Origin of the sequence: Arthrobacter hankyongi (assembly GCF_022012395.1) — a bacterium.
Taxonomy (GTDB): domain Bacteria; phylum Actinomycetota; class Actinomycetes; order Actinomycetales; family Micrococcaceae; genus Crystallibacter; species Crystallibacter hankyongi.
In genome coordinates this window covers 1-23,716 of sequence record NZ_JAKLTQ010000001.1, presented here as the reverse complement: position 1 = coordinate 23,716, position 23,716 = coordinate 1, and the positions used below count along the sequence as shown (strand labels likewise).

Genomic DNA, 23,716 nt, shown 5'->3' with positions numbered 1-23,716 from the left:
TGCTGTTGCTTGACGCGCTGCTATTTGCCGGGGAACGCCGGCAGTTCGGTCCGGTACAGCCACGGCTCGAGCAGCCCGCGGGCGGACAGTCCCCGGGGGATGTCCGATTCCTCATCCACCAGGGACAGGAACATCGAAGTTTCCACGGAGCCATGCCGGTGCTGCGCGGTCCAGCGGCGCAGGATGCGGAAGAAGTCCGTGTCCCCGACGGCGGTGCGCAGCGCGTGCAGCGTCAGCGCGCCGCGCTGGTAGACCCGGTCGTCGAACATCCGCGCCGCCCCGGGATCGCCGATGGCGATGTCCTGGGGCTGCGAGGACAGCTTGCGCCAGGCGATCCTGGCCCGGCTGGCAGCCGTCGCGGCGCCCGAAGCCTCGGACCAGATCCATTCGGCATAGCAGGCGAATCCCTCATGCAGCCAGATGTCCCGCCACTGCCGCAGGGTCAGGGAATTGCCGAACCACTGATGGGCCAGCTCGTGCGCGATCAGCCGCTGGTTCTCCCAGCCCGGTTCCAGGTGGTTGCGGCCGATGATGGAGAGCGACTGGGCTTCCAGCGGGATTTCCAGTTCGTCCTCGGTGACCACCACGGTGTACCGGCCGAATGGATAGAGGCCGAAGCAGCGGCCGAAGACCTCCATCATCCGCTGCTGGCTGGCCAGGGCCGCCTCGGCCCGGTGCCGGAGCTGGCCGGAGACGGCCACCATTTGGGGGACCGGCTCTGCTGTGCCTGATGATCCTGTGCCTGAAGATCCCGGGTCCGGCGCTGCCGGACCATCGGTCAGGGCGGGGAACAGACTATGCAGGCCGTACCGGCCGATCTGCAGCGTGGCCAGGTAGGTGGCCATCGGGGCGTTCATCTCGTAGACCCAGGTTTCCCGGCTGGACCTGCGGGTGTGTGCGACCAGCGCACCATTGGCGACGGCACGGTACCCGGCGTCCGTGCTGACGCTGATCCGGTAGCTGGCCTTCTGGCTCGGATGGTCGTTGCAGGGGAACCAGGACGAAGCTCCGTTGGGCTGGGCCGCCACCAGCACGCCGTCCGTGAGTTCTTCCCAGCCGACGTCGCCCCACAACCCGTTGACTGGAGCCGGGTTTCCTTCATACCGGACGTCGATGGTCAGGGCGGCCCCGGCGGGCAGCGGATCGCGCAGCGTGATGATCAGTTTGCCCGCGCGCTGGACCATCCTCCGCGGCCGTTGCCCGTTGACCTGGACCCGGGAGGCCTGCAGGCCGGACAGGTCCAGTTCCAGTATGCCGCAGCCGCGGACCATGTGGCCGGACAGCAGGGCGTGGCCGGCCAGCCGGTTGGCGGCGAGCTTGCATTCGAGTTCGAGGTCGTAGCGGGTGACGGCGAAATCCGCGCTGCCGTTGGTGGGCAGGTAGCGGTCGGGCACGGGGTTGCTGTCGGGAGGTGTGGCGGTCATCAGTCCTGCTGGTTCGGTGCGGTCCATGGCTGTACGGGATTGCCCATCCAGTAGCTGGCGGCGGGCACTGTTTCCCCGCGCATGACCAGGGAAGCAGGGCCCACCGTGGCGCCGTCGTCGATGGACGCAGCCGGGAGGATCACCGAGTTCTGGCCCAGCGTCGCTCCGGCGGCCAGTTCCACGGTATCAATGCTCATGATCCGGTCATGGAAGAGATGGGTTTGGACCACGCAGCCGCGGTTGACCGTGGAGCCGCTGCCCAAGGTGACCAGGTCCGCCTCGGGCAGCCAGTAGCTCTCGCACCAGACGCCGTGGCCGATCTTGGCGCCCAGTCCGCGCAGCCACCAGACCAGGGCCGGGGTGCCGGAAGCCAGCCGGCCGAACCACGGGGCGCTGACCATTTCCACGAAGGTGTCCACCACTTCGTTGCGCCAGATGAAGGAACTCCAGAGCGGATGCTCGCCTGCCTTGATCCGGCCGACCAGCAGCCACTTCGCGGCTACCGAGCTGCCGGCGGCCGCGGCGCCGGCAGCCATCATGACCACCCCCGAGGCCACGGCGGCCGGCAGGTAGCCGTACGAGAGCGCGATCCAGTCGAGCAGGGCCAGCACGCAGAGCGCCAGCGCGGTGGTGACGGCGACCGGGACGAAGCGGCACAGTTCCCACAAGGCGCGCGCAATCTTGAGCCTGGCCGGCGGGGCGTAGGTCAACGATTGGTCCGACTCGATGCCGCTCCGGCGCAGGCGCACCGGCGGGCTGCCCAGCCAGGACGAGCCGGCCTTGGCCTTCGCCGGGGTGGCGGACAGCACCGCCACCAGCGAATTCCGCGGTACCTTCCGTCCGGCGGCAGTCATGCCGGAATTGCCCAGGAAGGAGCGTTTGCCCACCTTGGCCGGGGCGATCTTCATCCAGCCGCCGCCCAGTTCGTAGGAGGCCACCATGGTGTCATCGGCTAGGAACGCGCCTTCCCCCACGGTGGTCATTTTGGGCACCAGCAGCACCGTGGAGGCTTCCACGTTCTTGCCCACCTTGGCACCGAGCAGGCGCAGCCAGACCGGGGTGAACAGGCTGGCGTAGGTGGCGAAGAGCTGGTCCCGGGCCAGGTCCAGGACCCGTTCGGTGGCCCAGACCTGCCAGCCGATCCGGCTGCGGACCCGGTGGTAGCCGGGAACCAGCCCGATCCCGAGCAACCGGACGACGACGGCGATCAGCAGCAGGTTGGCCAGGTACCAGACCGCGGCGGCCAGCGGGACGGCCGCCAGCAGCGGCCAGAAGGTGGCGGAGAGGCCCCCGCTGGCGGTGTCCGGCAGCACCAGGACGGCCACGGCGATGGCAGCCACCGCCGAAAGGTAGGGGATCAGGGCCAGCAGGCCGGAGGCCACGGGGTAGAACACGCTCCAGAGCGGGCTGGAATTGCCCGGCGGTTCCGGCCAGCCAGTCCGGGCCTTTCCGGCGCGCTGGGCCGGGGAGCCGGAGAAATGCAGCCCGGCCTTGACCGGGCCGGTGACCGCGGAGCCCGGTGCAATGCTGGCGTGGGCGCCGATGCTCGCACCGGGCAGGAGCGTGCTGCGCGATCCCACCGTGGCGCCGGGACCCACCTCGATGGTTCCGATATGCACCCGGTCCCCGTCGATCCACCAGCCGGCCAGGTCCACCTCCGGTTCGATCGAGGCGCCGCTGCCCAGCGTGAGCAGGCCGGTCACCGGCGGGACCGAATGCAGGTCCACATTCCGGCCGATCCGCGCCCCCAGCGCCCGGGCATAGTAGGGCACGAAGGGAGCGCTGGCGAGGGAGACGGCACCGGCCATGTCTGCGATCTGCTCGGCCAGCCACAGCCGCAGGTGCACCTTGCCCGAGCGCGGGTAGTTGCCCGGGCCGACGCCGCGCAGCAGCAGCCGGGCGGCGGCGACGGCGATGGCCATCCGCCCGGGCGGGCTGACGAACACCACCCAGCTGGCCAGTACCCACCACCAGGAGATGACCGGTGCGCCGGTGAAGACACCCAGCTGGACCAGCGTGTTGTTGAGGATCATGAGGTAGGTCAGCCAGCGCATGCCCGACAGCACGTTCAGCGGAATGCCCATGAGCGTCTGGAAGATCTGGGTCTTGCGCTGGGTCCGGCGGACTTCGCGTTCCTGCGGGGCGGCCGGAATGCCGTCCGGCTCCGACTGCCTTACCGCCTCGACCAGTGCTCCTACACGCGGGTGGGCGTAGATTTCGGCGACGGCGATGGTCGGATAGCGCACGCGCAGCGCCGACACGAGTTGGGCGGCCGCCAGGGAACCGCCGCCGTGGGTGAAGAAGTCTGCGTCCAGCGAGCCCGGCGACGTGCCCAGCACCGCGGCCCACTGGTCCACGATCCACTGGGTTTCGGGGTCCAGTTCAAGCTTGCTGCCCGCATCCGGTTCGGTGCCGGGCAGGGGCCAGGGCAGCGCCTCGCGGTCCACCTTGCCGCTGGTCTTCGTCGGCAGCGTGTCCACGATAGCCAGCAGCGGCACCAGCGGTGCCGGCAACTGTTCCGTGAGCCGGGCCCTGGCGGCCGTCAGGTCGTACTCGGCGCCGGTGGCAAGGTAGCCGACCAGCACCTGGTTCCCGGCTGCCGTCGTCTTCACGGCGGCCGCGGCCCCATGCACGTCCGGCAGCGCCTGCAGGGCGGCGTCCACCTCGCCCAGTTCGATCCGCCGTCCGCCGAGTTTGACCTGCTCGTCCGCGCGCCCGGCGAAGATCAGGCCGGCGGGTTCGTAGACGACCAGGTCTCCGCTGCGGTAGGCGCGTTCCCAGCCCAGTGTCGGCATTGGTGCGTACTTTTCGGCGTCTTTCGCCGGGTCCAGGTAGCGGGCCAGCCCGACGCCGCCGATGATCAGCTCACCGGTGCCGCCTTCGGCCACCGGTACGCCGTCGGCGTCCACCACGGCCAGGTCCCAGCCGTCCAGCGGCAGGCCGATCCGCACCGGGCCGGTGCCGTCCATCAGTGCGGCACAGGCGACCACGGTAGCCTCGGTGGGCCCGTAGGTGTTCCAGACCTCGCGGGAAGGGACGGCCAGCCGCGCGGCCAGTTCGGGTGGGCAGGCTTCGCCGCCGAAGATCAGCAGCCGGACGTTCTCCAACGCCTCGGCCGGCCACAGCGCGGCCAGGGTAGGCACGGTGGAGACGGCGGTGATGCTCTTGTCCACCAGCCATGGGCCCAGGTCCATGCCGCTGCGCACCAGCGACCGCGGCGCGGGCACCAGGCAGGCGCCGTGCCGCCAGGCCAGCCACATTTCCTCGCAGGAGGCGTCGAAGGCAACCGAGAGTCCGGCGAGCACGCGGTCCTGCGGACCCAGCGGCTCCTGCTGCAGGAACAGTTCCGCTTCGGCGTCCACGAAGGCCGCCGCGGAGCGGTGGGTGACGGCAACGCCCTTCGGGGTGCCGGTAGAGCCCGAGGTGAAGATTACCCACGCGTCGTCGGACGGCAGCGCCGTGCGCCGGTCGGGAGCCGTACCGGGCACCGGGGCCACGGTGATTTCCCCGCCGGCGCCGAGGACGCCGGCCACCTGGGCCTCGCCGAAGACCAGCCGGGCACGTTCGTCCGGGTCGTCGGCATCCACCGGCACGTAGGCGGCACCGATCTCCAGCGTGGCCAGGATGCTGATGTACAGCTCGCGCGTTCCGGAGGGAATGCGGATGCCGATCTTGTCTCCGGCGCCGAAGCCGGCCTGCTGCAGTTGGCGGCCTTTGGCCCGCACCTCCTCGAGCAGTTCGGCGTAGGTGAGCGCCTGCCGGCCGTCATCCAGCGCCGTCGCCTCCGGGTAGGCCTGCGCGCTCGCGGCGATGATTTCAGGCAGCGTGCGCGAGTGCGGCGCGCGGGCCGAACCTGGCAACTGGGGTAAAAGCAGAGTCACTTCAAAAGCCTGCCGCAAGAAGGTTAACAGGAGGTATACACCCCACCGTAGCCGGTCAGGTGTTACGGCACGAGCAGTACCTTGCCGGTAGTGCGCCGGGCCTGCAGGTCCTCGTGCGCCCGGGCTGCCTCGGCCAGTGGATAAGTGCCGCCGATCCGGACGTCCAGCCGACCGGCCAGCACCGCGTCGAAAATTTCGCGCGAGCGCCACTGCCGTTCCTCCGGGGTCAGCAGGTGGTCCGCCAGTTTGGGCCGGGTGACGAACAGTGAGCCGCCGGCGTTCAGCCGCTGCAGGTCGAACGGCGGGACCTGGCCCGAGGCGCCGCCGAAGAGCACCAACATGCCGCGCTTGCGCAGCGACGCCAGGGAGCCGTCGAACGTGTCCTTGCCGACGCCGTCGTACACCACGTCCACACCGGTGCCATTGGTCAGTCCCCGGACCTTTTCGGGGAAGCCCTCGTAGCGCAGCACCTCGTCGGCGCCTGCGGACCGGGCCAGGGCCTCCTTCTCGTCCGAGGAGACCGTGGTGATCACCCGGGCGCCCTTGGCCTTGAGCAGCTGGGTCAGCAGCAGTCCGACGCCGCCGGCGCCGGCGTGGGTGAGCACCGTGTGCTCCGGGCCCGCCTTGAAGCTGGAATTGACCAGGTAGTGGGCCGTCATGCCCTGCAGCGGGAGCGCGGCGGCGGCCTCGAAGCCGACGCCGTCGGGTACCGGCAGTGCTGCCTCGGCCCGGACCAGGGCGTACTGCCCATAGGTCCCGGCACCCTCGCAGAATGCCACCCGGTCTCCGGCTGCGACTCCGGTGACGCCTTCGCCCACGGCGGCCACGGTGCCGGCGGCCTCGCTGCCCGGAGTGAAGGGGAAGGACACCTTGTAGGTCCCGCTGCGCTCGTAGGTTTCGATGAAATTCACCCCGGCCGCGGCCACCTTGACCAGCAGCTGGCCCGGGCCGGGGGAGGGGATCTCCACGTCCTGCAGCTGCAGCACTTCTGGCCCGCCGGGGGCTGCTGCCACAATGGCTTTTGCGGTGGCCTTGGCGGTTCGGGGCGAGTTTCCGGGATTCTCGGTCACAGAGGGTCCTTTCCTCGGTCTGGCTACTAGGCTGGTGGGGATCTGCACACCATCCTAGGGCGGCCCTCGGGCGGCTGGAGCGCCACAGGGTGCCCGCCGAAGGGGATGTGCATAAATATCATGACTAATGCATAACTTTGCTGTATGGTGGTTGCTATGAGTTTTTCTGTTGCCGTTTCCGGTGCCAGCGGCTACGCCGGGGGCGAAGTCCTGCGCCTGCTGGCCAGCCATCCGGACGTGACCATCGGGGCCATCACGGCCCACAGCAATGCCGGGTCGCTGCTGGGCGAACTCCAGCCCCACCTGCATTCGCTGGCCGGCCGGGAACTGTCAGACACGACGGTGGAGAACCTTGCGGGCCATGATGTCGTCTTCCTGGCGCTGCCGCACGGCGCGAGCGCCGAAATTGCCGCCCAGCTGCCCGAGGACACCTTGGTGATCGACGCCGGGGCGGACCACCGCCTCGAGGACCCGCTGGCCTGGGAGAAGTTCTACGGGTCGGCCCACGCCGGCACGTGGCCGTACGGGCTGCCCGAGCTGCCCGGCCACCGCGAGCGGCTGCGCAATGCCCGGCGCATCGCCGTGCCGGGCTGCTATCCGACCAGCTCGCTGCTGGCCCTGGCCCCGGGCTTCGCCGCCGGGCTGCTCGAACACGACGACGTGGTGATCGTCTCCGCCTCCGGCACCTCCGGCGCCGGCAAGTCCGCCAAGGTCAACCTGCTCGGCTCGGAAGTCATGGGCGGCATGAACCCCTACGGCGTCGGCGGCGGCCACCGGCACACTCCGGAGATCGAGCAGGGGCTCAGCGCGGCGGCCGGCGGGCAGGTGACGGTTTCCTTCACGCCCACGCTGGCGCCGATGAGCCGCGGCATCCTCACCACCGCCACCGCGAAGGCCCGGCCCGGCGCCAGCGCCACCGCGCTTGCCCATGAGCTGCGCGAAGCCTGGGCCGCCGCCTACGCGGACGAGCCGTTCGTGCACCTGCTGCCTGAGGGACGCTGGCCGCACACCAAGGCCGTCCTCGGCTCGAACCATGCGGTGATGCAGCTGGCTTTCGATGCGCACAGCGGCCGGGTCATCGTCAGCTGCGCCATCGACAACCTGGCCAAAGGCACTGCCGGCGGCGCCATCCAGTCCATGAACATTGCCCTGGGCCTCGAGGAGACCGCGGGCCTGACCCACCAGGGAGTAGCACCGTGAGCGTCACAACCCCCAAAGGCTTCCGTGCCGCGGGCATCACCGCCGGCCTGAAGGCTTCCGGCAAACCGGATATGGCGCTGGTCGTCAACGACGGGCCGGCCAAGGCGGCCGCGGCGGTCTTCACGTCCAACCGGGTGGCTGCCGCCCCGGTGCTGTGGTCCCGCCAGGTGGTCAGCGACACCCGGGTGGACGCCGTCATCCTCAATTCCGGCGGGGCCAACGCGTGCACCGGTGCGGAAGGCTTCCAGAACACCCATGCCACCGCGGAGAAGACCGCCGAAGTGCTGGGTATCTCCGCCGGGGACGTGGTGGTCTGCTCCACCGGCCTGATCGGCGAGCAGCTGCCGATGGACAAGATCCTGCCCGGTGTCGAGGCCGCGGCCGCGGCGCTGGCCGGCGACGGCGGTGCGGCCGCGGCCAGCGCGATCATGACCACCGACACCGTCTCCAAGCAGGCAGGATTCTCCGGCCCCGGCTACAGCATCGGCGGCATGGCCAAGGGTGCCGGCATGCTGGCTCCGGGCCTGGCCACGATGCTGGTCGTCATCACCACGGATGCCGAGGTGGAACCGGCGGCCCTCGATTCGGCGCTGCGGGAGGCCACCCGGGTGACCTTCGACCGCACCGATTCCGACGGCTGCATGTCCACCAACGACACGGTGGTGCTGATGTCCTCGGCCGCCTCCGGGACGGCTCCGGGCCTGGCGGAATTCACCGCCGGGCTAACCCAGGTCTGTGCGGACCTGGCCCGGCAGCTGATCACCGATGCCGAGGGTGCCAGCCACGACATCGCCATCACCACGGTGAACGCCGCCACCGAGTCGGATGCCGAAACCGTCAGCCGGGCCGTCGCCCGGTCCAACCTGTTCAAGACCGCGATCTTCGGCAACGACCCGAACTGGGGCCGCGTGCTCTCCGCCGTCGGCACCACGGATGCAGCCTTCGAACCGGGGCAGCTGAACGTGTCGATGAACGGCGTCCAGGTGTGCCGCAACGGTGGCGTCGGCGAGCCGCGCAGCCTGGTGGACCTGTCCGGCCGCGAGGTGGAAGTGGTGATCGACCTGAACGCCGGCGGTGAGACCGCCACCATCTGGACCAATGACCTGACCCACGACTATGTGGAAGAAAACTCCGCGTACTCCAGCTGACAGGATCCCCATGAACACTTCAATGCTGGTGGCCCAGGACAAGGCCGCGACGCTGATCGAGGCGCTGCCCTGGATCAAACGCTTCGCCGGGACCACCATGGTCGTCAAGTACGGCGGCAACGCCATGGTCAACGACGAGCTGCGCCGGGCCTTCGCCGAAGACATTGTCTTCCTCCACCATGTGGGCATCCGGCCTGTGGTGGTGCACGGGGGCGGTCCGCAGATCAATGCCATGCTCGCCAAAGTGGGCATCGAGTCCGAATTCAAGGGCGGCCTGCGCGTCACCACCCCCGAGGCCATGGACGTAGTCCGGATGGTGCTCACCGGCCAGGTCGGGCGCGAACTGGTGGGCCTGATCAACTCGCACGGCCCCTATGCCGTCGGTATGTCCGGGGAAGACGGCGGCCTGCTGCAGGCCGTGCGCACCGGCACCGTGGTGGACGGCGAGGAAGTGGACCTGGGCCTGGTCGGCGAGGTGGTGGGGGTGAACCCCTCTGCCATCCTGGACCTGCTCGAGGCCGGACGGATCCCGGTGATCTCCACGGTCGCCCCGGAAATCGGCCACAGCGGCGAACCCACCAGCCAGGTACTCAACGTCAATGCCGACACGGCCGCCGCAGCGGTGGCCGAGGCGCTGCATGCCTCGCGCCTGGTGGTCCTCACCGACGTCGAAGGACTCTACGCCAACTGGCCGGACCGGTCCTCGCTGATTTCCTCGCTGACTGCCTCGGACCTGCGCGGGCTGCTGCCCCGGCTGGAATCCGGCATGATTCCGAAGATGGAGGCCTGCCTGAAGGCCGTGGACGGGGGAGTGGAACGCGCTGCGGTCGTGGACGGTCGCATGGCCCATTCGATTCTGTTGGAGATTTTCACGACGGCAGGGATTGGTACCCAGATCGTCCCGGACGGAGATGACGCATGAGCGACGTACGGCAGGCCGGCATCGGCACGGCGGCCCAGCTGGCCCACCTGGAGGGCCTGCACAACCAGGAGCTGCTGGCCCGCTACAACCATTCGCTGATGGGCGTGTTCGGCACCCCGCAGCGGGTGCTGGTGCGCGGCAGCGGCTGCACCGTGTGGGACGCCGACGGCAAGGAGTACTTGGACCTGCTCGGCGGGATCGCGGTGAATGCACTGGGCCACGCGGATCCGTTCCTGACCAGCATCATCTCCAGCCAGCTGGCCACGCTTGGCCATGTCTCGAATTTCTTCACCAGTCCTACCCAGATCGCCCTGGCGGAAAAGCTGTTGGAACTGGCCCAGGCGCCGGCCGGATCCAAGGTGTTCTTCGCCAACTCCGGTACCGAGGCCAACGAGGCGGCCTTCAAGCTGGCCCGGCGCAATGCCGGCACGCCGGAGCAGCCGCGCACGCGCATCATCGCCCTGGAGGGGGCCTTCCACGGACGCACCATGGGGGCGCTCGCATTGACCGCCAAGAAGGCCTACCGGGAGCCGTTCGAACCAATGCCGGGCGGCGTCGAGCACATCCCGTTCGGCGACGTGGACGCACTGCGTGCTGCCGTGGACGGGACTGTTGCCGCCGTCGTGCTGGAACCGATCCAGGGCGAGGTCGGCGTCCGGCCGCTGCCGCCGGGGTACCTGAAGGCCGCCCGCGAGGTGACCCGCGAGGCCGGTGCCCTGCTCATCCTGGACGAAGTGCAGTCCGGCGTCGGCCGTACCGGAAACTGGTTCGCCTTCCAGGGCGCCGTGGCCGGCGGCGAGCAGATCGTTCCGGACGCGATCACCCTGGCCAAGGGCCTAGGCGGCGGCTTCCCGATCGGCGCGCTGGTGACCTTCGGCGAGGAAGTTTCCGGACTGCTCGGCGCCGGGCAGCACGGGACCACGTTTGGCGGCAACCCGGTGGCCACCGCGGCCGCGCTGGCGACGCTGCACTCGATCGAGGCCCGCGGGCTGATGCAGAATGCGTCCGACGTCGGTGCCTGGCTGCGCGAGCGCCTGGCCTCGACGGCGGGAGTGGCCGAGGTGCGGGGCGAGGGCCTGCTGATCGGCTTCGACCTGGCCGAGGACCTGGGCGCAGGTATGCCGGGCGGCATCGCCCCGGCCGCAGTCCAGGCCGGGCTCGACGCCGGTTTCATTATCAACGCGCCCGGCCCGCACACGCTGCGGCTGGCTCCGCCGCTGATCCTGACCCGCGGTCAGGCCTCCAGCTTCCTCGAAGCGCTGCCGGGCATTATCGCGGTGGCCGGGCAGGCTGCCGAATCTTCCGCATCTTCCGAAGCATCCAAAGCAAAGGTGGAAAAGTGACCCAGAACGGAATCCGCCATTTCCTGGTCGATACCGACCTCAGTCCCGCCGAGCAGGCCGAAGTCCTCGACCTCGCCGCGGACATGAAGAAGGCCCCGTACCTGTACCAGCCTTATGCCGGGGACGGGGCCGGACGCCGGACGGTCGCCGTCATCTTCGACAAGACCTCCACCCGCACGCGGGTCTCCTTCGCCGCCGGGATCGCGGACCTGGGCGGGGTGCCGCTGATCATGAATCCCGGCGAATCCCAGCTCGGGCACAAGGAATCGGTAGCCGATACCATCCGCGTGCTCGAACGCATGGTCGCCACCGTGGTCTGGCGGACCTACGCCCACTCGGGCCTGGAGGAAATGGCCGCCATCTCCCGCGTCCCGGTGATCAACTCGCTTTCGGACGACTACCATCCGTGCCAGCTGCTGGCGGACCTGCTGACAATCAAGGAACACAAGGGCGGGCTCAACGGCCTGACGCTGGCCTACCTGGGCGATGCGGCCAACAATATGGCCAACTCGTACCTGCTCGCCTGTGCCACCGCGGGGATGAATATCAGGATTGCCGGGCCGGAAGGCTACCTGCCCTCGGACGCCGTCGTCGCCGCCGCCAAGGAACGCGCCGCCGAAACCGGCGGCTCGGTGCTGGTCACCACGGACGCCGCGGCGGCCCTGGCCGGTGCCGACGTCGTTGCCACGGACACCTGGGTGTCCATGGGCCAGGAAGAGGAAAAGGCCCAGCGCCAGCAGCTGTTCCGCAACTACTCGGTGGATGCCGCGGCCATGGAGCAGGCGGCGCCGGACGCCATCGTGCTGCACTGCCTGCCCGCCTACCGGGGCTATGAGATCTCCGCCGAGGTGATCGACGGTCCGCAGTCGGTGGTCTGGGACGAGGCGGAGAACCGGCTGCATGCGCAGAAGGCGCTGATGGCCTGGCTGATGGACAAGTCCGGCCTGGCCCCGTTGCGGTCGGTATCCTGAAGGCTGCGGCGAGAAGACTGTCGGGAAGACTTTCAATGACCAGCATGCCCACCACCAAGACGGCCCGCCAGGCCCGGATCACCGCGATCCTGACCGGGCAGTCCGTGCGTTCCCAGGCGGAGCTGGCTGCCCTGCTCGCGGCCGACGGCGTGCAGGTGACCCAGGCCACGCTATCCCGCGACCTGGTGGAGCTGGGGGCCGTCCGGGTCCGCAGTGGGGACGGCGCCCTGGTCTACGCGATCCCGGCCGAGGGTGGGGAACGCTCGCCGCAGAGCGGGCTCACGCAGGAAATTCTCGATGCCCGGCTGGCCAAGCTGTGCGCGGACCTGCTGGTCACAGCCGAGGCCTCCGGCAACCTGGTGGTGCTGCGGACCCCGCCGGGGGCCGCGAACTTCCTGGCCTTGGCCATCGACCACTCGGTCATGCCCTCGGTGCTGGGCACCATTGCCGGCGATGACACGGTGCTGCTGGTGACCCGGGACCCGCAGGGCGGCACCGAGGTCGCGGCCCGATTCCTGCAGTTCGCCGACGATCCCTCGCGCAACAGCTGAACCCTTGAACCCACCCCACATCACTAGCTAGGAGCACCTAACGTGACTGACCGCATTGTTCTGGCCTACTCCGGAGGCCTCGACACCTCCGTGGCGATCGGCTGGATCGCCGAGGCCACCGGCGCCGAGGTCATCGCCGTCGCCGTCGACGTCGGACAGGGCGGTGAATCCCTGGAGACCATCCGCCAGCGCGCGCTGGACTGCGGAGCCGTGGAAGCCTACGTTGCCGACGCCCGCGACGAGTTCGCCGCCGAGTACTGCATGCCGGCACTGAAGGCCAACGCCCTGTACATGGACGCCTACCCGCTGGTCTCCGCGCTGTCCCGGCCGGTGATCGTCAAGCACCTGGTCGCCGCCGCCCGCCAGTTCGGCGCCACCACCGTGTCCCACGGCTGCACCGGCAAGGGCAACGACCAGGTCCGCTTCGAAGTCGGCATCCAGACTCTGGGCCCGGACCTGAAGTGCATCGCACCGGTCCGCGACCTGGCCCTCACCCGTGACAAGGCCATCGCCTACGCGGAGGACAAAAACCTGCCGATCGTCACCACCAAGAAGAACCCTTTCTCCATCGACCAGAATGTCTGGGGACGCGCGGTGGAAACCGGCTTCCTCGAGGACATCTGGAACGGCCCCACCAAGGACGTCTACGACTACACCGCCTCCCCGGAGTTCCCGCCGGTGGCCGACGAGGTCGTCATTACCTTCAAAGAAGGTATTCCGGTGGCCCTGGACGGAAACCCGGTGACCCCGCTGCAGGCCATCCAGCAGCTCAACCACCGCGCCGGCGCCCAGGGCATCGGCCGGATCGACATCGTCGAGGACCGCCTGGTCGGCATCAAGTCGCGCGAAATCTACGAGGCACCCGGTGCCATGGCGCTGATCGCCGCGCACAAGGAACTTGAAAATGTCACGGTCGAGCGGGAGCAGGCCCGCTTCAAGAAGACCGTCGGCCAGCGCTGGACCGAGCTGGTCTACGACGGCCAGTGGTTCTCCCCGCTCAAGCGATCGCTGGACACCTTCATCGAGGACACCCAGCAGTACGTTTCCGGCGACATCCGGATGGAGCTGCACGGCGGCCGCGCCACCGTCACCGGCCGGCGTTCGGACAGCTCGCTGTATGACTTCAACCTCGCCACCTACGACACCGGCGACGCCTTCGACCAGTCCAGCGCCCGCGGCTTCATCGACATCTTCGGTCTGGCCGCCAAGGTGGCCTCCGAGCGCGACGAGCGAGTGGCGGTGGCGAAGTAAATGTCGCAGCAGAATTCGGGAACCAATGAGGGCGCGCTGTGGGGCGGCCGGTTCGCGGGCGGCCCCGCCGACGCGCTGGCAGCGCTGAGCAAGTCCACCCATTTTGACTGGCGGCTCGCCCGCTACGACATTGCCGGTTCCCGGGCGCATGCCCGGGTGCTGCACAAGGCCGGCCTGCTTGACGACGGCGAACTGGACGGCATGCTGGCGGCCTTGGACGGGCTCGACGCCGACGTGGCCTCGGGCGCGTATACGGCAGCCGAAACGGACGAGGACGTGCACGGATCGCTGGAACGCGGGCTGATTGAGCGGGCCGGAGCCCAGCTCGGCGGCAAGCTGCGGGCCGGCCGGTCCCGCAACGACCAGATCGCCACGCTGGGCCGGATGTTCCTGCGCGACCATGCCCGGATCATCGCCCGCGGCGTCCTGGAGGCCGTGGACGCGCTGGTGGCCCAGGCAGAGCGGCATCCGCAGGTGGCCATGCCCGGACGCACCCACCTGCAGCACGCCCAGCCCGTGCTGCTGTCCCACCACCTGCTGGCCCATGCCTGGGCGCTGCTGCGCGACGTGCAGCGGCTGGCGGACTGGGACAGGCGCGCGGCGGTGTCCCCGTACGGCTCCGGCGCCCTGGCCGGGTCCTCGCTGGGCCTCGACCCGGTCGCCGTGGCCGAAGAGCTGGGCTTCGACTCGGCGGTCTGGAATTCGATCGACGGCACCGCTTCGCGGGACGTGTTCGCCGAGTTTGCCTGGGTCTGTGCCATGATCGGCGTGGACTTGTCCCGGATCTCCGAGGAGGTCATCCTCTGGGCGACCAAGGAATTCTCCTTTGTCACGCTGGATGACGCCTACTCGACCGGATCCTCGATCATGCCGCAGAAGAAGAACCCCGATGTGGCCGAGCTGGCCCGCGGCAAGGCGGGACGGCTGATCGGTGACCTGACCGGGCTGCTGGCCACGCTCAAGGGCCTGCCGCTGGCCTACAACCGGGACCTGCAGGAGGATAAGGAGCCGGTGTTCGACGCCGCGGACACCCTCGAACTGCTGCTGCCGGCGGTGTCCGGGATGATCGCCACCCTGGTCTTCAACACCGAGCGGCTGGAATCCCTGGCCCCGCAAGGTTTTGCACTGGCCACCGACATCGCCGAGTGGCTGGTTCGCGAGGGCGTCCCCTTCCGCGAAGCCCACGAACTCTCTGGTGCAGCGGTCAAGCTGGCCGAGAGCCGCGGGGTGGAACTGTGGGACCTGTCCGATGCGGACTATGCCGGAATCTCGGAGCACCTGACGCCGGGCGTTCGTTCCGTGCTGACGGTTGAGGGGTCGCTGAACAGCCGCAGTTCGCAGGGCGGCACAGCACCCTCGGCCGTGGCTGGACAGCTGTCCGCGCTGAAGGACCAGCTGGCGGCGGTACGCGGATACGCAACTGGCAACCGCTGATTGATTCAACAGGCTCGGGCCGGTCATCTGGAAAGATGGCCGGCCCGAGGCGTTCCGGTATGGTGGCGGTGGTCATGACCGCCCGGCCTGAGCCTCGGGAGGCACGGATGAAGCGAGGACACCGTATCCCGCGCGCGGCGGCAGCCGACTGGGCGCTGCTGGGGCGCCGCCCCGGCACGGCTTCGGCCCGGCCTGAAGCATTCGATCCTGCGGCGCTGTCCGCCCTTCCCGAGCCGGCCCGGCGGTGGCTCACCCACGCCATTGATGCGGGCACGCCGCTATGGGGCACCGCAGAACTGCAGATGCTCGGGCAGATCCGGCTTGGGGACAAATGGTTTCCCTTTACCGCGCGCCAGATAATCGCGCCCGGCCGTGGCTTCGTCTGGGCGGCCCGGACCCGGGTCCGGGGCCTGCCGGTGTCGGGCTTCGACCGCTATAGGGCATCAGACCCGGTAACAGGGGCGGCTGCCGCCGGGCAGATGCGGTGGCGCCTGTTGGGCGTGCTGCCTGCCATGTCCGCACGGGGACAGGACACCACCCGCAGCGCTGCCGGGCGGCTGGCCGGGGAAGCAATCTTCGTGCCCACCGCCTGCCTGTCCGCCAGCTGGTCAGCGGGCACGGGCCCGGATTCTGATGCTGATACTGCAGTGATGACCTGGCTGCCTGCGGACGGGCCCGAGGACTGTCAGCTGCGCGTCGGCCCCGGCGGAGAACTGCGCGAGGTACTGATGCAGCGGTGGGGGAATCCGGAGGGGACCGGCTACCGACGCTACTCCTTCGGGGTGGCCGTGGAGGAAGAAGCAGTCTTCTCCGGACTCCGGCTTCCAGGCGTCTACCGGGCCGGCTGGTGGTGGGGGTCCGACAGGCAGGAGGAAGGCGAGTTCTTCCGCGCACGGATCACCCGGGCAACATTCAGCTGAACTGCCACCGGGCCAGATGGACCATCTAGGACACGTGGATCAACCGGGTCAGGCAGATCGACCGTGTCAGAGGGGCAGCGTGTCAGTCAGAGGGGCACCGTGTCAGAAGGGCGGGGGCGCGTCCGGGTCCGGCAGGGCACCGGTCTCCGGCGGCCCGGGCGGTGCCGGTTCCGTCGGATTGCGGAGCTCCTCGGCAGCGCGGAGCAGGCGCCGACGATGCTCCGCCGGCAAGTGCTTAAGGACTGCTTCGGGGTAGTGGGGCGGCCCGTCGCCCAGATGATCCGGTACGGTCCTGCTCGGGTAGCCGGCGGGGGAGATCCAGGTGAAGTTTCCGCCCGGTGACTGGGCCGCCATCCAGCCGGCCATGTGTTTGAGCCGGTGGTGATGTTTGCAGGCGGGGCCGAGGTTGTCCAAGGCGGTTTCGCCGCCATCCGCGAAGGCGACGGTATGGTCCAGTTCGCAGGTCCCGGCGCCGCGCCGGCAGCCGGCAAAGGTACACACCGGGTGGCGGTGGCGCACGACGCGGGCCAGGTCCTGCGGCACCCGGTAGGTGGTTCGGCCCCAGGAGAGGCGGACACCGGTTTCGGGATGTGTGAGGACGCGGTGGAAGGACGGGGCATTCGCGCACAGGACGCGGGCGACGTCGGCCGGAACAGGTCCATAGCCTTCCAGTTCGGCCGGTTCCTCGTCCAGGCCCAGCAGGGTGAAGACGGGGACAGTGACCATGACCTCGGCGCGGATACCGGCGGCCGGTCCCGCGTCCATGCCACCGTTGATGAGCAGATCCGCGAATACATCGGGCCGCAGTTGGGCCAGGGTGCGGGTTTCTTCGGCGCACTGCAGGGACTTGGCCGCGCGGGTGATCCGGTCGTAGATGGCGTACGCGGTCTCGGCCGGCAGGACGGCGCCAATATAGGCCATGCCATCGGATTGCGGGGTCAGTTCCACCCGGCGGCCGGCCTCGGCGCGGTTGCGGCGGACGGCGGGCGGCTCCGGGTTGAGCCGTTCGGCCTGCCGCCGGGCTTTCTTGCGCAGCGCCGGCCGGTCCAGCTTCATTGCGCCCGGCAGCAGGACCGCTTCAAAGGCCGGGCGGGACGAAACCGGAATTGTGGCGGCTTGGTCTGCGATCACTGCGGCCTGCTCGCCGGTGATTTCCCCTGACTCCAGTGCGGCCAAAGTGGCAGGCAGGCTGGTGCACAGGTCCCGGGCCTGCTCCAGCCGGACACAGGCGGTTCCCTCGGGAATGCTCAGCAGTCTCGCCAGTTCGGCAGTTGCGGACTTCCGGGCCAGTTCACTGGCATTGGCCCGGGCCCGCTCCGGCATACCCGGACACGGGGCCGGCAGCCCTTGCACGGCCGTCTGGGCCAGCCGGTGTGCCAGCCGTACGATGCGTGCCTGGAGCCAGGCGTCGGCCTTGCGGGCTTCCTCCAACTGCCGGGCTGCCTGCCGGTAATCGAGCCGGTGCGGTAGCACCGTGGCCAGCAGATGCACCTGCTCCAGCGGACACGTGGCGGGGATGCTGTCGTCCGGATCCCACACGTCGTCGGACAGGTCCTCCAGATCGAAGTCCGCCTCGCTGTCCCAGGCATCCGGGTCTTCCCAGTCCTGCGGACGCCGGCCGGGATCCGGGCAGCCTGCCATCGGGTCCTCGGGTATCGGTGCACCAGGATCGCCCCAGCGGAGAATGAACTCCAGCTCCCAAGGTGCCGGGCCCGCAGCAGGTCCGCCGCCCGGCTCGGCCGGCGGGTCCGGTTCGGGAAGGCAGTTCCCTGTCATGGGTCCAGTCCACCACCTGCTGCCGACAGTTTTGGACCGCACGGGGCCGCACCGGACTGTTGCCGCATCCACACCCAGAGCCTGATTTCTTCCAGGGCCGGCTACCGGTGACCGGTGAATTTACCTACCGGCAGCCACGCTCCGTGGGGTAGTTTGTCATTCATGACGACGCTGACGCCGGACGCAGACAAAGTAATTCCGACCGGGCGGATCGAACGGGTCGACGGCGACTATGTCCTGGCCTTTGACCTTCAGCTCGACTACCCGCGCAGTTTTATCTGGAGCCTGCTCACCGAGCGGGAGAAGGTCGCCAAATGGCTGGGCATCCTGCTGGATGACTGGGCGGTGGGACACGCCTACGAACTGGACATGGATGGCGGCTCCGCCAGCGGCACGGTCCTGCAATTCAACCCGCCGCTGAGCCTGCAGATCACCTGGGAAGATGAACTCGGGGATGAATCCCTGATCGAATGGCGCGTACTTGAAAGCGCCGGCGGCACGCTGCTGCAGTTCCGTGCCCGGACCGAAAGTACGGATTTCCTCACCGAGGGCAGCGCGGGGTGGCAGACCATCCTCGAAGGGCTGGAAGCCGTGGCTGCCGGCCGGAATCCGGATAACAGCACCGACCGCTGGACGCCACTGCGCGACGCCTATTCCAGGGAGTATTCGCTCTCACCCTCGATGGGTTCGCTGCGGCAGGAATCGGGCCATCCGGCGGTGCATTTCGACAGGCTCCTCGACGCGGACCGGGACACCGTGTGGAGCGCCCTGACCGAACCGGAGCAGTTCGCCCGCTGGCTGGCCCCCGGGGAACTGCAACTGCAGGCCGGCGGCGCCATGCGGCTGGACTTCCCGAACTATTCGCTTGACGGAGACGTCTCCTACGTGCTCAACGGCCAGGCACTGGAGTACAGCTGGTCAAGCCCCGAAGTCCAGGAAAGCTCGGTCCACTGGATGTTGTCCAGTGCCGGGTCCAAGACCTTGCTGCAGCTGAACCACGTGGTGCGCTCGCCGGCCAAACTCGACCTGCTGCTGGCCAAGTGGCACGACCGCCTGGATGCACTGGCGGTCCTGCTGGCGCGCGGCGAGGTGCATCCTTCCGCACACCGGTTGGACGCCCTGACGCGGTTCTACCGGCGGGCCGTCGGCACCGGAGCGCCTGAGGACCAGCGCAGCTAAATGGATAGCTAAATGGATGGTGCCCTGCTGAAATGGCTGGCCAGGCCGGCAGTCGAGGTGGCGCCGGGCCTGCTGGGCGCCAGGCTTTCCCGCACGACGCCGGAGGGCGAAGTTGCGGTGCGGATCACCGAGGTCGAGGCCTACCTGGGCGAGCATGATCCGGGTTCCCACGCCTACCGGGGGATGACGAAGCGCAACCGGACGATGTTTGGCCCGGCCGGACACATCTATGTGTACTTCACCTACGGCATGCACCACTGCGTGAATATCGTCTGCGGCCACGAGGGCCAGGCCACCGGGGTGCTGGTGCGGGCCGGGGAGGTGACGGAGGGGCTGGAACTGGCCCGGCGCCGTCGTCCGGCGGCCCGAAACGACGACGAGTTGGCCAAGGGCCCGGCCCGGCTGGCCCAGGCGCTCGGACTCACGCTGGCCGATGATGGCATGGGGTTCCGCCATGGTTCCCTGGGACTGCAGTTGCCGCACGCCCCGGCGCAGCATGTCAGGTCCGGGCCGCGGGTGGGAGTCGGCGGGGAAGGCGGGACCGAGGCCTATCCGTGGCGCTTCTGGATCGCCGGGGACCGGACGGTCTCGGCCTACCGGCCGGCGAAACCCCGTGTCCGCAGCGGCCGGGCACCGGCTGAAGGGCCCGATCCCGAGTAGCACGGACGGCTGGGCAGCCACGCGGAGGCGACCATTTACCGGATCTTTACCGCTTCGCAATGCGGACACGATGATGATTCGTCATGAACCCGGTAGAATGGACGGTCGACCTTTGCTGGAGGGAACTACACAATGCAGGAAGCGCACACGGCGCAGGCCGAGCTGGACCACGAGCGCGGATACGTCGCCGGACTGTACCGGCGCCTGGATGAGTTGCGTGCCGAGAAGCAGGAGCAGCTCGCCAAGGTCCGCCGCGGGGGAGCAGTGGGCTCGATGCAGAACATGTCCGAGCGGGACGCGTTCGCCAGCATGTACGAGGACCGGCTCGCTCAGCTGAATGCCGTCGACGCCCGCCTGGTCTTCGGCCGGCTGGACCTGGACGGCGGCGAAGCCCGCTACATCGGCCGCATCGGCCTGAGCACCGCCGACATGCAGCGGCTGATGGTGGACTGGCGCGCGCCCGAGGCCGCGGCGTTCTACCAGGCGACGGCGTTCGACCGGTTGGGTGTGCGGCGCCGCCGGCACCTGATCCTGAACGGCCGGGAGGTCCGGGGCATCGAAGACGATGTCCTGGACACCTCCATGCTGACCGACTCCGGTCACCTGCAGGGTGAAGGCGCCCTGCTCGCAGCCTTGAATTCCAAACGCACGGGCCACATGTCGGACATCGTCGGCACTATCCAGGCCGAGCAGGACCGAATTATCCGGGCCCCGATGCCGGGGGTGCTGGTGGTGCAGGGCGGGCCGGGCACCGGCAAGACCGCCGTTGCCCTGCACCGGGCCGCCTATCTGCTCTACACCCACCGGGAACGGCTCAAGTCCGCCGGGGTGCTGCTGGTAGGCCCATCGAACTCCTTCATGCACTACATCGAAAGGGTGCTGCCATCGCTGGGCGAGACCGGCGTCGTGATGGCGACGCTGGGAAGGCTGATGCCGGGCATCAACGCAGTTCCCGAAACCGACCAGGCCGTGGCCGAAGTCAAGGGCAGGCCCGTGATGGCCGATGTCGTCGCCCGCGCCGTCGCCAACCGCCAGCGGGTGCTGGTGGAACCGCGCAAGCTCAAGGTCGATGGAACCACCCTGACGCTGACTCCGCGCCAAGTGGCCCGGGCACGCGACAAGGCGCGGGCCACCGGGAAGCCGCACAACGAGGCCCGGGCAACCTTCGTCAAGGTCCTGCTGCGCGAACTGACCGAACAGTTGATGGAGACGCTTGAGCAGTCCTCGGGGGCCGGCAATACCACGGATCGGTCCTACCTGGCCGAAGACGTGCGGTCCTCGCGTGATGTGCGGGTGGCCCTGAACCTGTGTTGGATGCCCTTGACGCCGGAGAAGCTGATCAGCGAGCTGCTGAGCAGGCCGGATCATCTGGCCGCGGCGACTCCCGGCTTCACCGAGGCCGAGCGCGCACTGCTGCTGCGGGATCCGCAAGCGCCATGGACCGAGGCCGACGTACCGCTGCTGGACGAGGCGGCCGAACTCCTCGGCGAACTCGATGCCTCCGCCGGGCGGGACAAAGCCCAGCAGGACCAGCAGCGCGCCCGCGACGTGGCCAACGCCGAGCAGTCCCTGAAGAACGTTGACCAGATGCTGCGCGAAGCAGGCATCGACGGCATGGTCAGTGCCGAGGACCTGGCGGACCACAACCGCAGCCGGGAAACGCGCCTGACGGCTGCCGAACGGGCAGCCACGGACCGGACGTGGGCCTTCGGCCATATTGTGGTGGACGAGGCGCAGGAGCTTTCGGCCATGCAGTGGCGCCTGCTGATGCGGCGCTGCCCGCTCAAGTCCTTCACCGTGGTGGGGGACATCGCCCAGACCAGTTCGGCAGCCGGCGCCCATTCCTGGCAACAGGCGCTGGAGCCGTTTGCGCAGGACCGCTGGCGGCTGGAGGAACTGACGGTCAACTACCGGACTCCGGCCCAGATTGCCGAGGCCTCGGTCCGGATGGCCGTGGCAGCGGGTCTGGTGGTCTCGGCACCGAAGGCCGTCCGGGACGGCCGCTGGGCGCCGATCGTGGACCGGGTCGACGACGGCGCGCAGGTGCCGCACCTGCTTCGGGTGCTGCAGCAGGAACTCGACGCCGTGGCGGGCGGCCTGCTCGCGATCATCGCCGCCGAACACCGGGTGGCCGAGGTCCGTGCCGCAGTAGCACAGCGGTTCGGGGAACGGGTCGGATCCGGGGCCGGCGGCCTGGGCCAGGACATCAGCGTGATCGGACCGAAGGAAGCCAAGGGCCTGGAGTTCGACGGCGTCGTCCTGCTGGAGCCGGGTGAGCTGCTGGATGGGCTCGGCGGCAAGGTGGGGGACCTTTACGTGGCCATGACCAGGCCTACGCAGCGGCTGCGCCTGATCGCGGCCGGCGATATCCCGGCAGGGATCGAAGGCTGATAATTTAGAACGCGTGTCGACTAATACGTTTCTGATTTCCCAGGGCAACGATCCGAGCTTCGCCAACGTCTGGCAGGAGCTGAAATGGCGCGGCCTGGTCCATGTGTCCACCGACGAGGCTGAGCTGGAAAAGCTGCTGGCCGGGGAACCGATCACGTATTACTGCGGCTTCGACCCGACCGCTCCCAGCCTGCATCTGGGGAATCTGGTGCAGCTGCTGACCATGCGCCGGCTCCAGCTGGCGGGCCACCGGCCGCTGGGGCTGGTCGGCGGCTCCACTGGCCTGGTGGGTGATCCGCGCCCGACAGCCGAACGCACCATGAACACCAAGGAAACCGTGGCCGAGTGGGTGGGCTACCTGCAGGGCCAGATCCAGCGCTTCCTGGATTTCGACGGCGACAGCGCCGCCCGCATGGTCAACAACCTGGACTGGACGGCGCCGATGAGCGTGCTGGACTTCCTGCGCGACGTCGGCAAGCACTTCCGCGTCGGCACCATGGTCAAGAAGGACATCGTTGCCTCCCGGCTGAACTCCGACGAGGGGATCAGCTACGCCGAGTTCAGTTACCAGATCCTGCAGGGCATGGACTTCCTGGAACTGTTCCGGCGGTACGGGTGCGTGCTGCAGACCGGTGGCTCCGACCAGTGGGGCAACCTGACCAGCGGGATCGACCTGATCCACAAGGTGGAGGGCAAGACCGTCCACGCTCTGGGCACCCCGCTGATCACCAATTCGGATGGAACGAAGTTCGGCAAGAGCGAAGGCAACGCCATCTGGCTCGACGCGTCGATGTGCAGCCCGTACATGATGTACCAGTTCTGGCTCAACACCGCGGATGCCGATGTTGTCGAGCGGCTGAAGGTCTTCACCTTCAAGACCAAGACCGAAATCGAGGAACTCGAACGTGCTGTCGCCGAACGTCCCCAGCGCCGTGAGGCGCAGCGGGCACTGGCCTACGATGTGACCTCCATCGTGCATGGCCCCGACGCCACCGATAAGGTCATTGCCGCATCCGCTGCCCTCTTCGGCCAGGGCGAGCTGGACCAGCTGGATGAGCCGACGCTGGTGGCGGCCACAGCGGAACTGCCCACTGCCGTGGCTGACAGGAATGCGCTGGGCATCGTGGACCTGCTGGTAGCTTCCGGACTTGCCGGGAGCAATTCTGCTGCCCGGCGTACGGTGGCCGAGGGCGGGGCCTACGTGAACAATGAAAAGATCACCGACGCAGACTCAGTGATCGACGCCGCGAAGCTGCTGCACGGCAAGTACCTGCTGATGCGCCGCGGAAAGCGCACTCTTGCCATGGTTGAAGTTCCTGCCTGAGTAACCCCAGTCGAACGGGCCCGGCGGGCAGCTGCCCCGCCGGGCCCGTTGCTGTCCAGGCGCCATTGCCTGGCGCCAGCCGGCCGGATCAGGCCCCGGAAATCCGCCGATTTGCGCGGGGGGTGCGGGGGGTGTATTGTTTTTCGAGTCGCCGGCGCCCGGCAGTGAGTACTGAGGGCGGTGAGCGGCCGACCTTCCTCCAAAAATACGGAATATCTTCCGCTTTTCCGCAATGCGCGGATAAAACGAAGAATTCAATTCTTGGGGATTG

The 23,716-nt window shown here is 68.7% G+C and carries 17 protein-coding genes; 13 read left to right on the top strand and 4 right to left on the bottom strand.

Annotation, left to right across the window (positions count from 1 at the left end; genetic code table 11):
- Positions 1 to 20: 20 nt before the first annotated feature.
- The 3 genes from LVY72_RS00085 to LVY72_RS00075 form a co-directional block, all read right to left on the bottom strand.
- Positions 21 to 1,424: a M1 family metallopeptidase gene (locus LVY72_RS00085; RefSeq protein ID WP_237817414.1), complete on the bottom strand. Its 1,404-nt coding sequence runs from the start codon at positions 1,422 to 1,424 to the stop codon at positions 21 to 23.
- Positions 1,424 to 5,305 (bottom strand): Pls/PosA family non-ribosomal peptide synthetase, encoded by a 3,882-nt coding sequence (locus LVY72_RS00080; RefSeq protein WP_237817413.1) that lies wholly within the window; start codon positions 5,303 to 5,305, stop codon positions 1,424 to 1,426. The genes LVY72_RS00085 and LVY72_RS00080 overlap by 1 nt, the downstream gene beginning before the upstream one ends.
- A 62-nt stretch (positions 5,306 to 5,367) precedes the next feature.
- The gene (locus LVY72_RS00075; RefSeq protein WP_237817412.1) at positions 5,368 to 6,375 is read right to left on the bottom strand and encodes a quinone oxidoreductase family protein; all 1,008 of its coding nucleotides are present in this window, start codon (positions 6,373 to 6,375) and stop codon (positions 5,368 to 5,370) included.
- A gap of 156 nt (positions 6,376 to 6,531) precedes the next feature.
- Here LVY72_RS00075 and argC point away from each other — a divergent pair, with 156 nt between their 5' ends.
- The 9 genes from argC (at position 6,532) to LVY72_RS00030 (ending at position 16,115) form a co-directional block, all read left to right on the top strand.
- Positions 6,532 to 7,575: an N-acetyl-gamma-glutamyl-phosphate reductase gene (argC, locus tag LVY72_RS00070; protein ID WP_237817411.1), complete on the top strand. Its 1,044-nt coding sequence runs from the start codon at positions 6,532 to 6,534 to the stop codon at positions 7,573 to 7,575.
- Positions 7,572 to 8,723 carry a bifunctional glutamate N-acetyltransferase/amino-acid acetyltransferase ArgJ gene (argJ, locus tag LVY72_RS00065; RefSeq protein ID WP_237817410.1) on the top strand — a complete coding sequence of 384 codons (1,152 nt, stop codon included), beginning with the start codon at positions 7,572 to 7,574 and terminating at the stop codon, positions 8,721 to 8,723. Before argC ends, argJ begins: the two co-directional genes overlap by 4 nt.
- Positions 8,724 to 8,733: 10 nt before the next feature.
- On the top strand, positions 8,734 to 9,645 hold the full coding sequence (gene argB, locus LVY72_RS00060) for an acetylglutamate kinase (protein ID WP_237817409.1): 912 nt from the start codon (positions 8,734 to 8,736) through the stop codon (positions 9,643 to 9,645).
- Positions 9,642 to 10,988 carry an acetylornithine transaminase gene (locus LVY72_RS00055; RefSeq protein WP_237817408.1) on the top strand — a complete coding sequence of 449 codons (1,347 nt, stop codon included), beginning with the start codon at positions 9,642 to 9,644 and terminating at the stop codon, positions 10,986 to 10,988. Before argB ends, LVY72_RS00055 begins: the two co-directional genes overlap by 4 nt.
- Positions 10,985 to 11,959 (top strand): ornithine carbamoyltransferase, encoded by a 975-nt coding sequence (gene argF, locus LVY72_RS00050; RefSeq protein WP_237817407.1) that lies wholly within the window; start codon positions 10,985 to 10,987, stop codon positions 11,957 to 11,959. The genes LVY72_RS00055 and argF overlap by 4 nt, the downstream gene beginning before the upstream one ends.
- A gap of 35 nt (positions 11,960 to 11,994) precedes the next feature.
- Positions 11,995 to 12,510: an arginine repressor gene (locus LVY72_RS00045; RefSeq protein WP_237817406.1), complete on the top strand. Its 516-nt coding sequence runs from the start codon at positions 11,995 to 11,997 to the stop codon at positions 12,508 to 12,510.
- A 42-nt stretch (positions 12,511 to 12,552) separates the two neighbouring features.
- Positions 12,553 to 13,761, top strand: a complete 1,209-nt coding sequence (locus LVY72_RS00040) for an argininosuccinate synthase (protein ID WP_237817405.1) — start codon at positions 12,553 to 12,555, stop codon at positions 13,759 to 13,761.
- Positions 13,762 to 15,195 (top strand): argininosuccinate lyase, encoded by a 1,434-nt coding sequence (gene argH, locus LVY72_RS00035; protein WP_237817404.1) that lies wholly within the window; start codon positions 13,762 to 13,764, stop codon positions 15,193 to 15,195.
- Positions 15,196 to 15,302: 107 nt separating this feature from the next.
- A complete protein-coding gene (locus LVY72_RS00030) occupies positions 15,303 to 16,115 on the top strand; it encodes a DUF6544 family protein (RefSeq protein ID WP_237817403.1) in 813 nt (270 codons plus the stop codon).
- A 102-nt stretch (positions 16,116 to 16,217) separates the two neighbouring features.
- Here the strand turns inward: LVY72_RS00030 and LVY72_RS00025 are convergent, their stop codons facing one another.
- Positions 16,218 to 17,891, bottom strand: a complete 1,674-nt coding sequence (locus tag LVY72_RS00025; RefSeq protein ID WP_237817402.1) for an HNH endonuclease signature motif containing protein — start codon at positions 17,889 to 17,891, stop codon at positions 16,218 to 16,220.
- A gap of 162 nt (positions 17,892 to 18,053) precedes the next feature.
- Between LVY72_RS00025 and LVY72_RS00020 the strand changes: the two genes are divergently transcribed.
- From LVY72_RS00020 to tyrS, 4 genes are all read left to right on the top strand, one after another.
- Positions 18,054 to 19,070: an SRPBCC domain-containing protein gene (locus LVY72_RS00020; RefSeq protein ID WP_237817401.1), complete on the top strand. Its 1,017-nt coding sequence runs from the start codon at positions 18,054 to 18,056 to the stop codon at positions 19,068 to 19,070.
- Between the two features lie 12 nt (positions 19,071 to 19,082).
- Positions 19,083 to 19,730 carry a DNA-3-methyladenine glycosylase gene (locus LVY72_RS00015; RefSeq protein WP_237817400.1) on the top strand — a complete coding sequence of 216 codons (648 nt, stop codon included), beginning with the start codon at positions 19,083 to 19,085 and terminating at the stop codon, positions 19,728 to 19,730.
- Between the two features lie 132 nt (positions 19,731 to 19,862).
- Positions 19,863 to 22,121: a HelD family protein gene (locus tag LVY72_RS00010; protein WP_237817399.1), complete on the top strand. Its 2,259-nt coding sequence runs from the start codon at positions 19,863 to 19,865 to the stop codon at positions 22,119 to 22,121.
- A 13-nt stretch (positions 22,122 to 22,134) separates the two neighbouring features.
- Positions 22,135 to 23,445, top strand: a complete 1,311-nt coding sequence (tyrS, locus tag LVY72_RS00005; RefSeq protein WP_237817398.1) for a tyrosine--tRNA ligase — start codon at positions 22,135 to 22,137, stop codon at positions 23,443 to 23,445.
- Positions 23,446 to 23,716 lie beyond the last annotated feature (271 nt).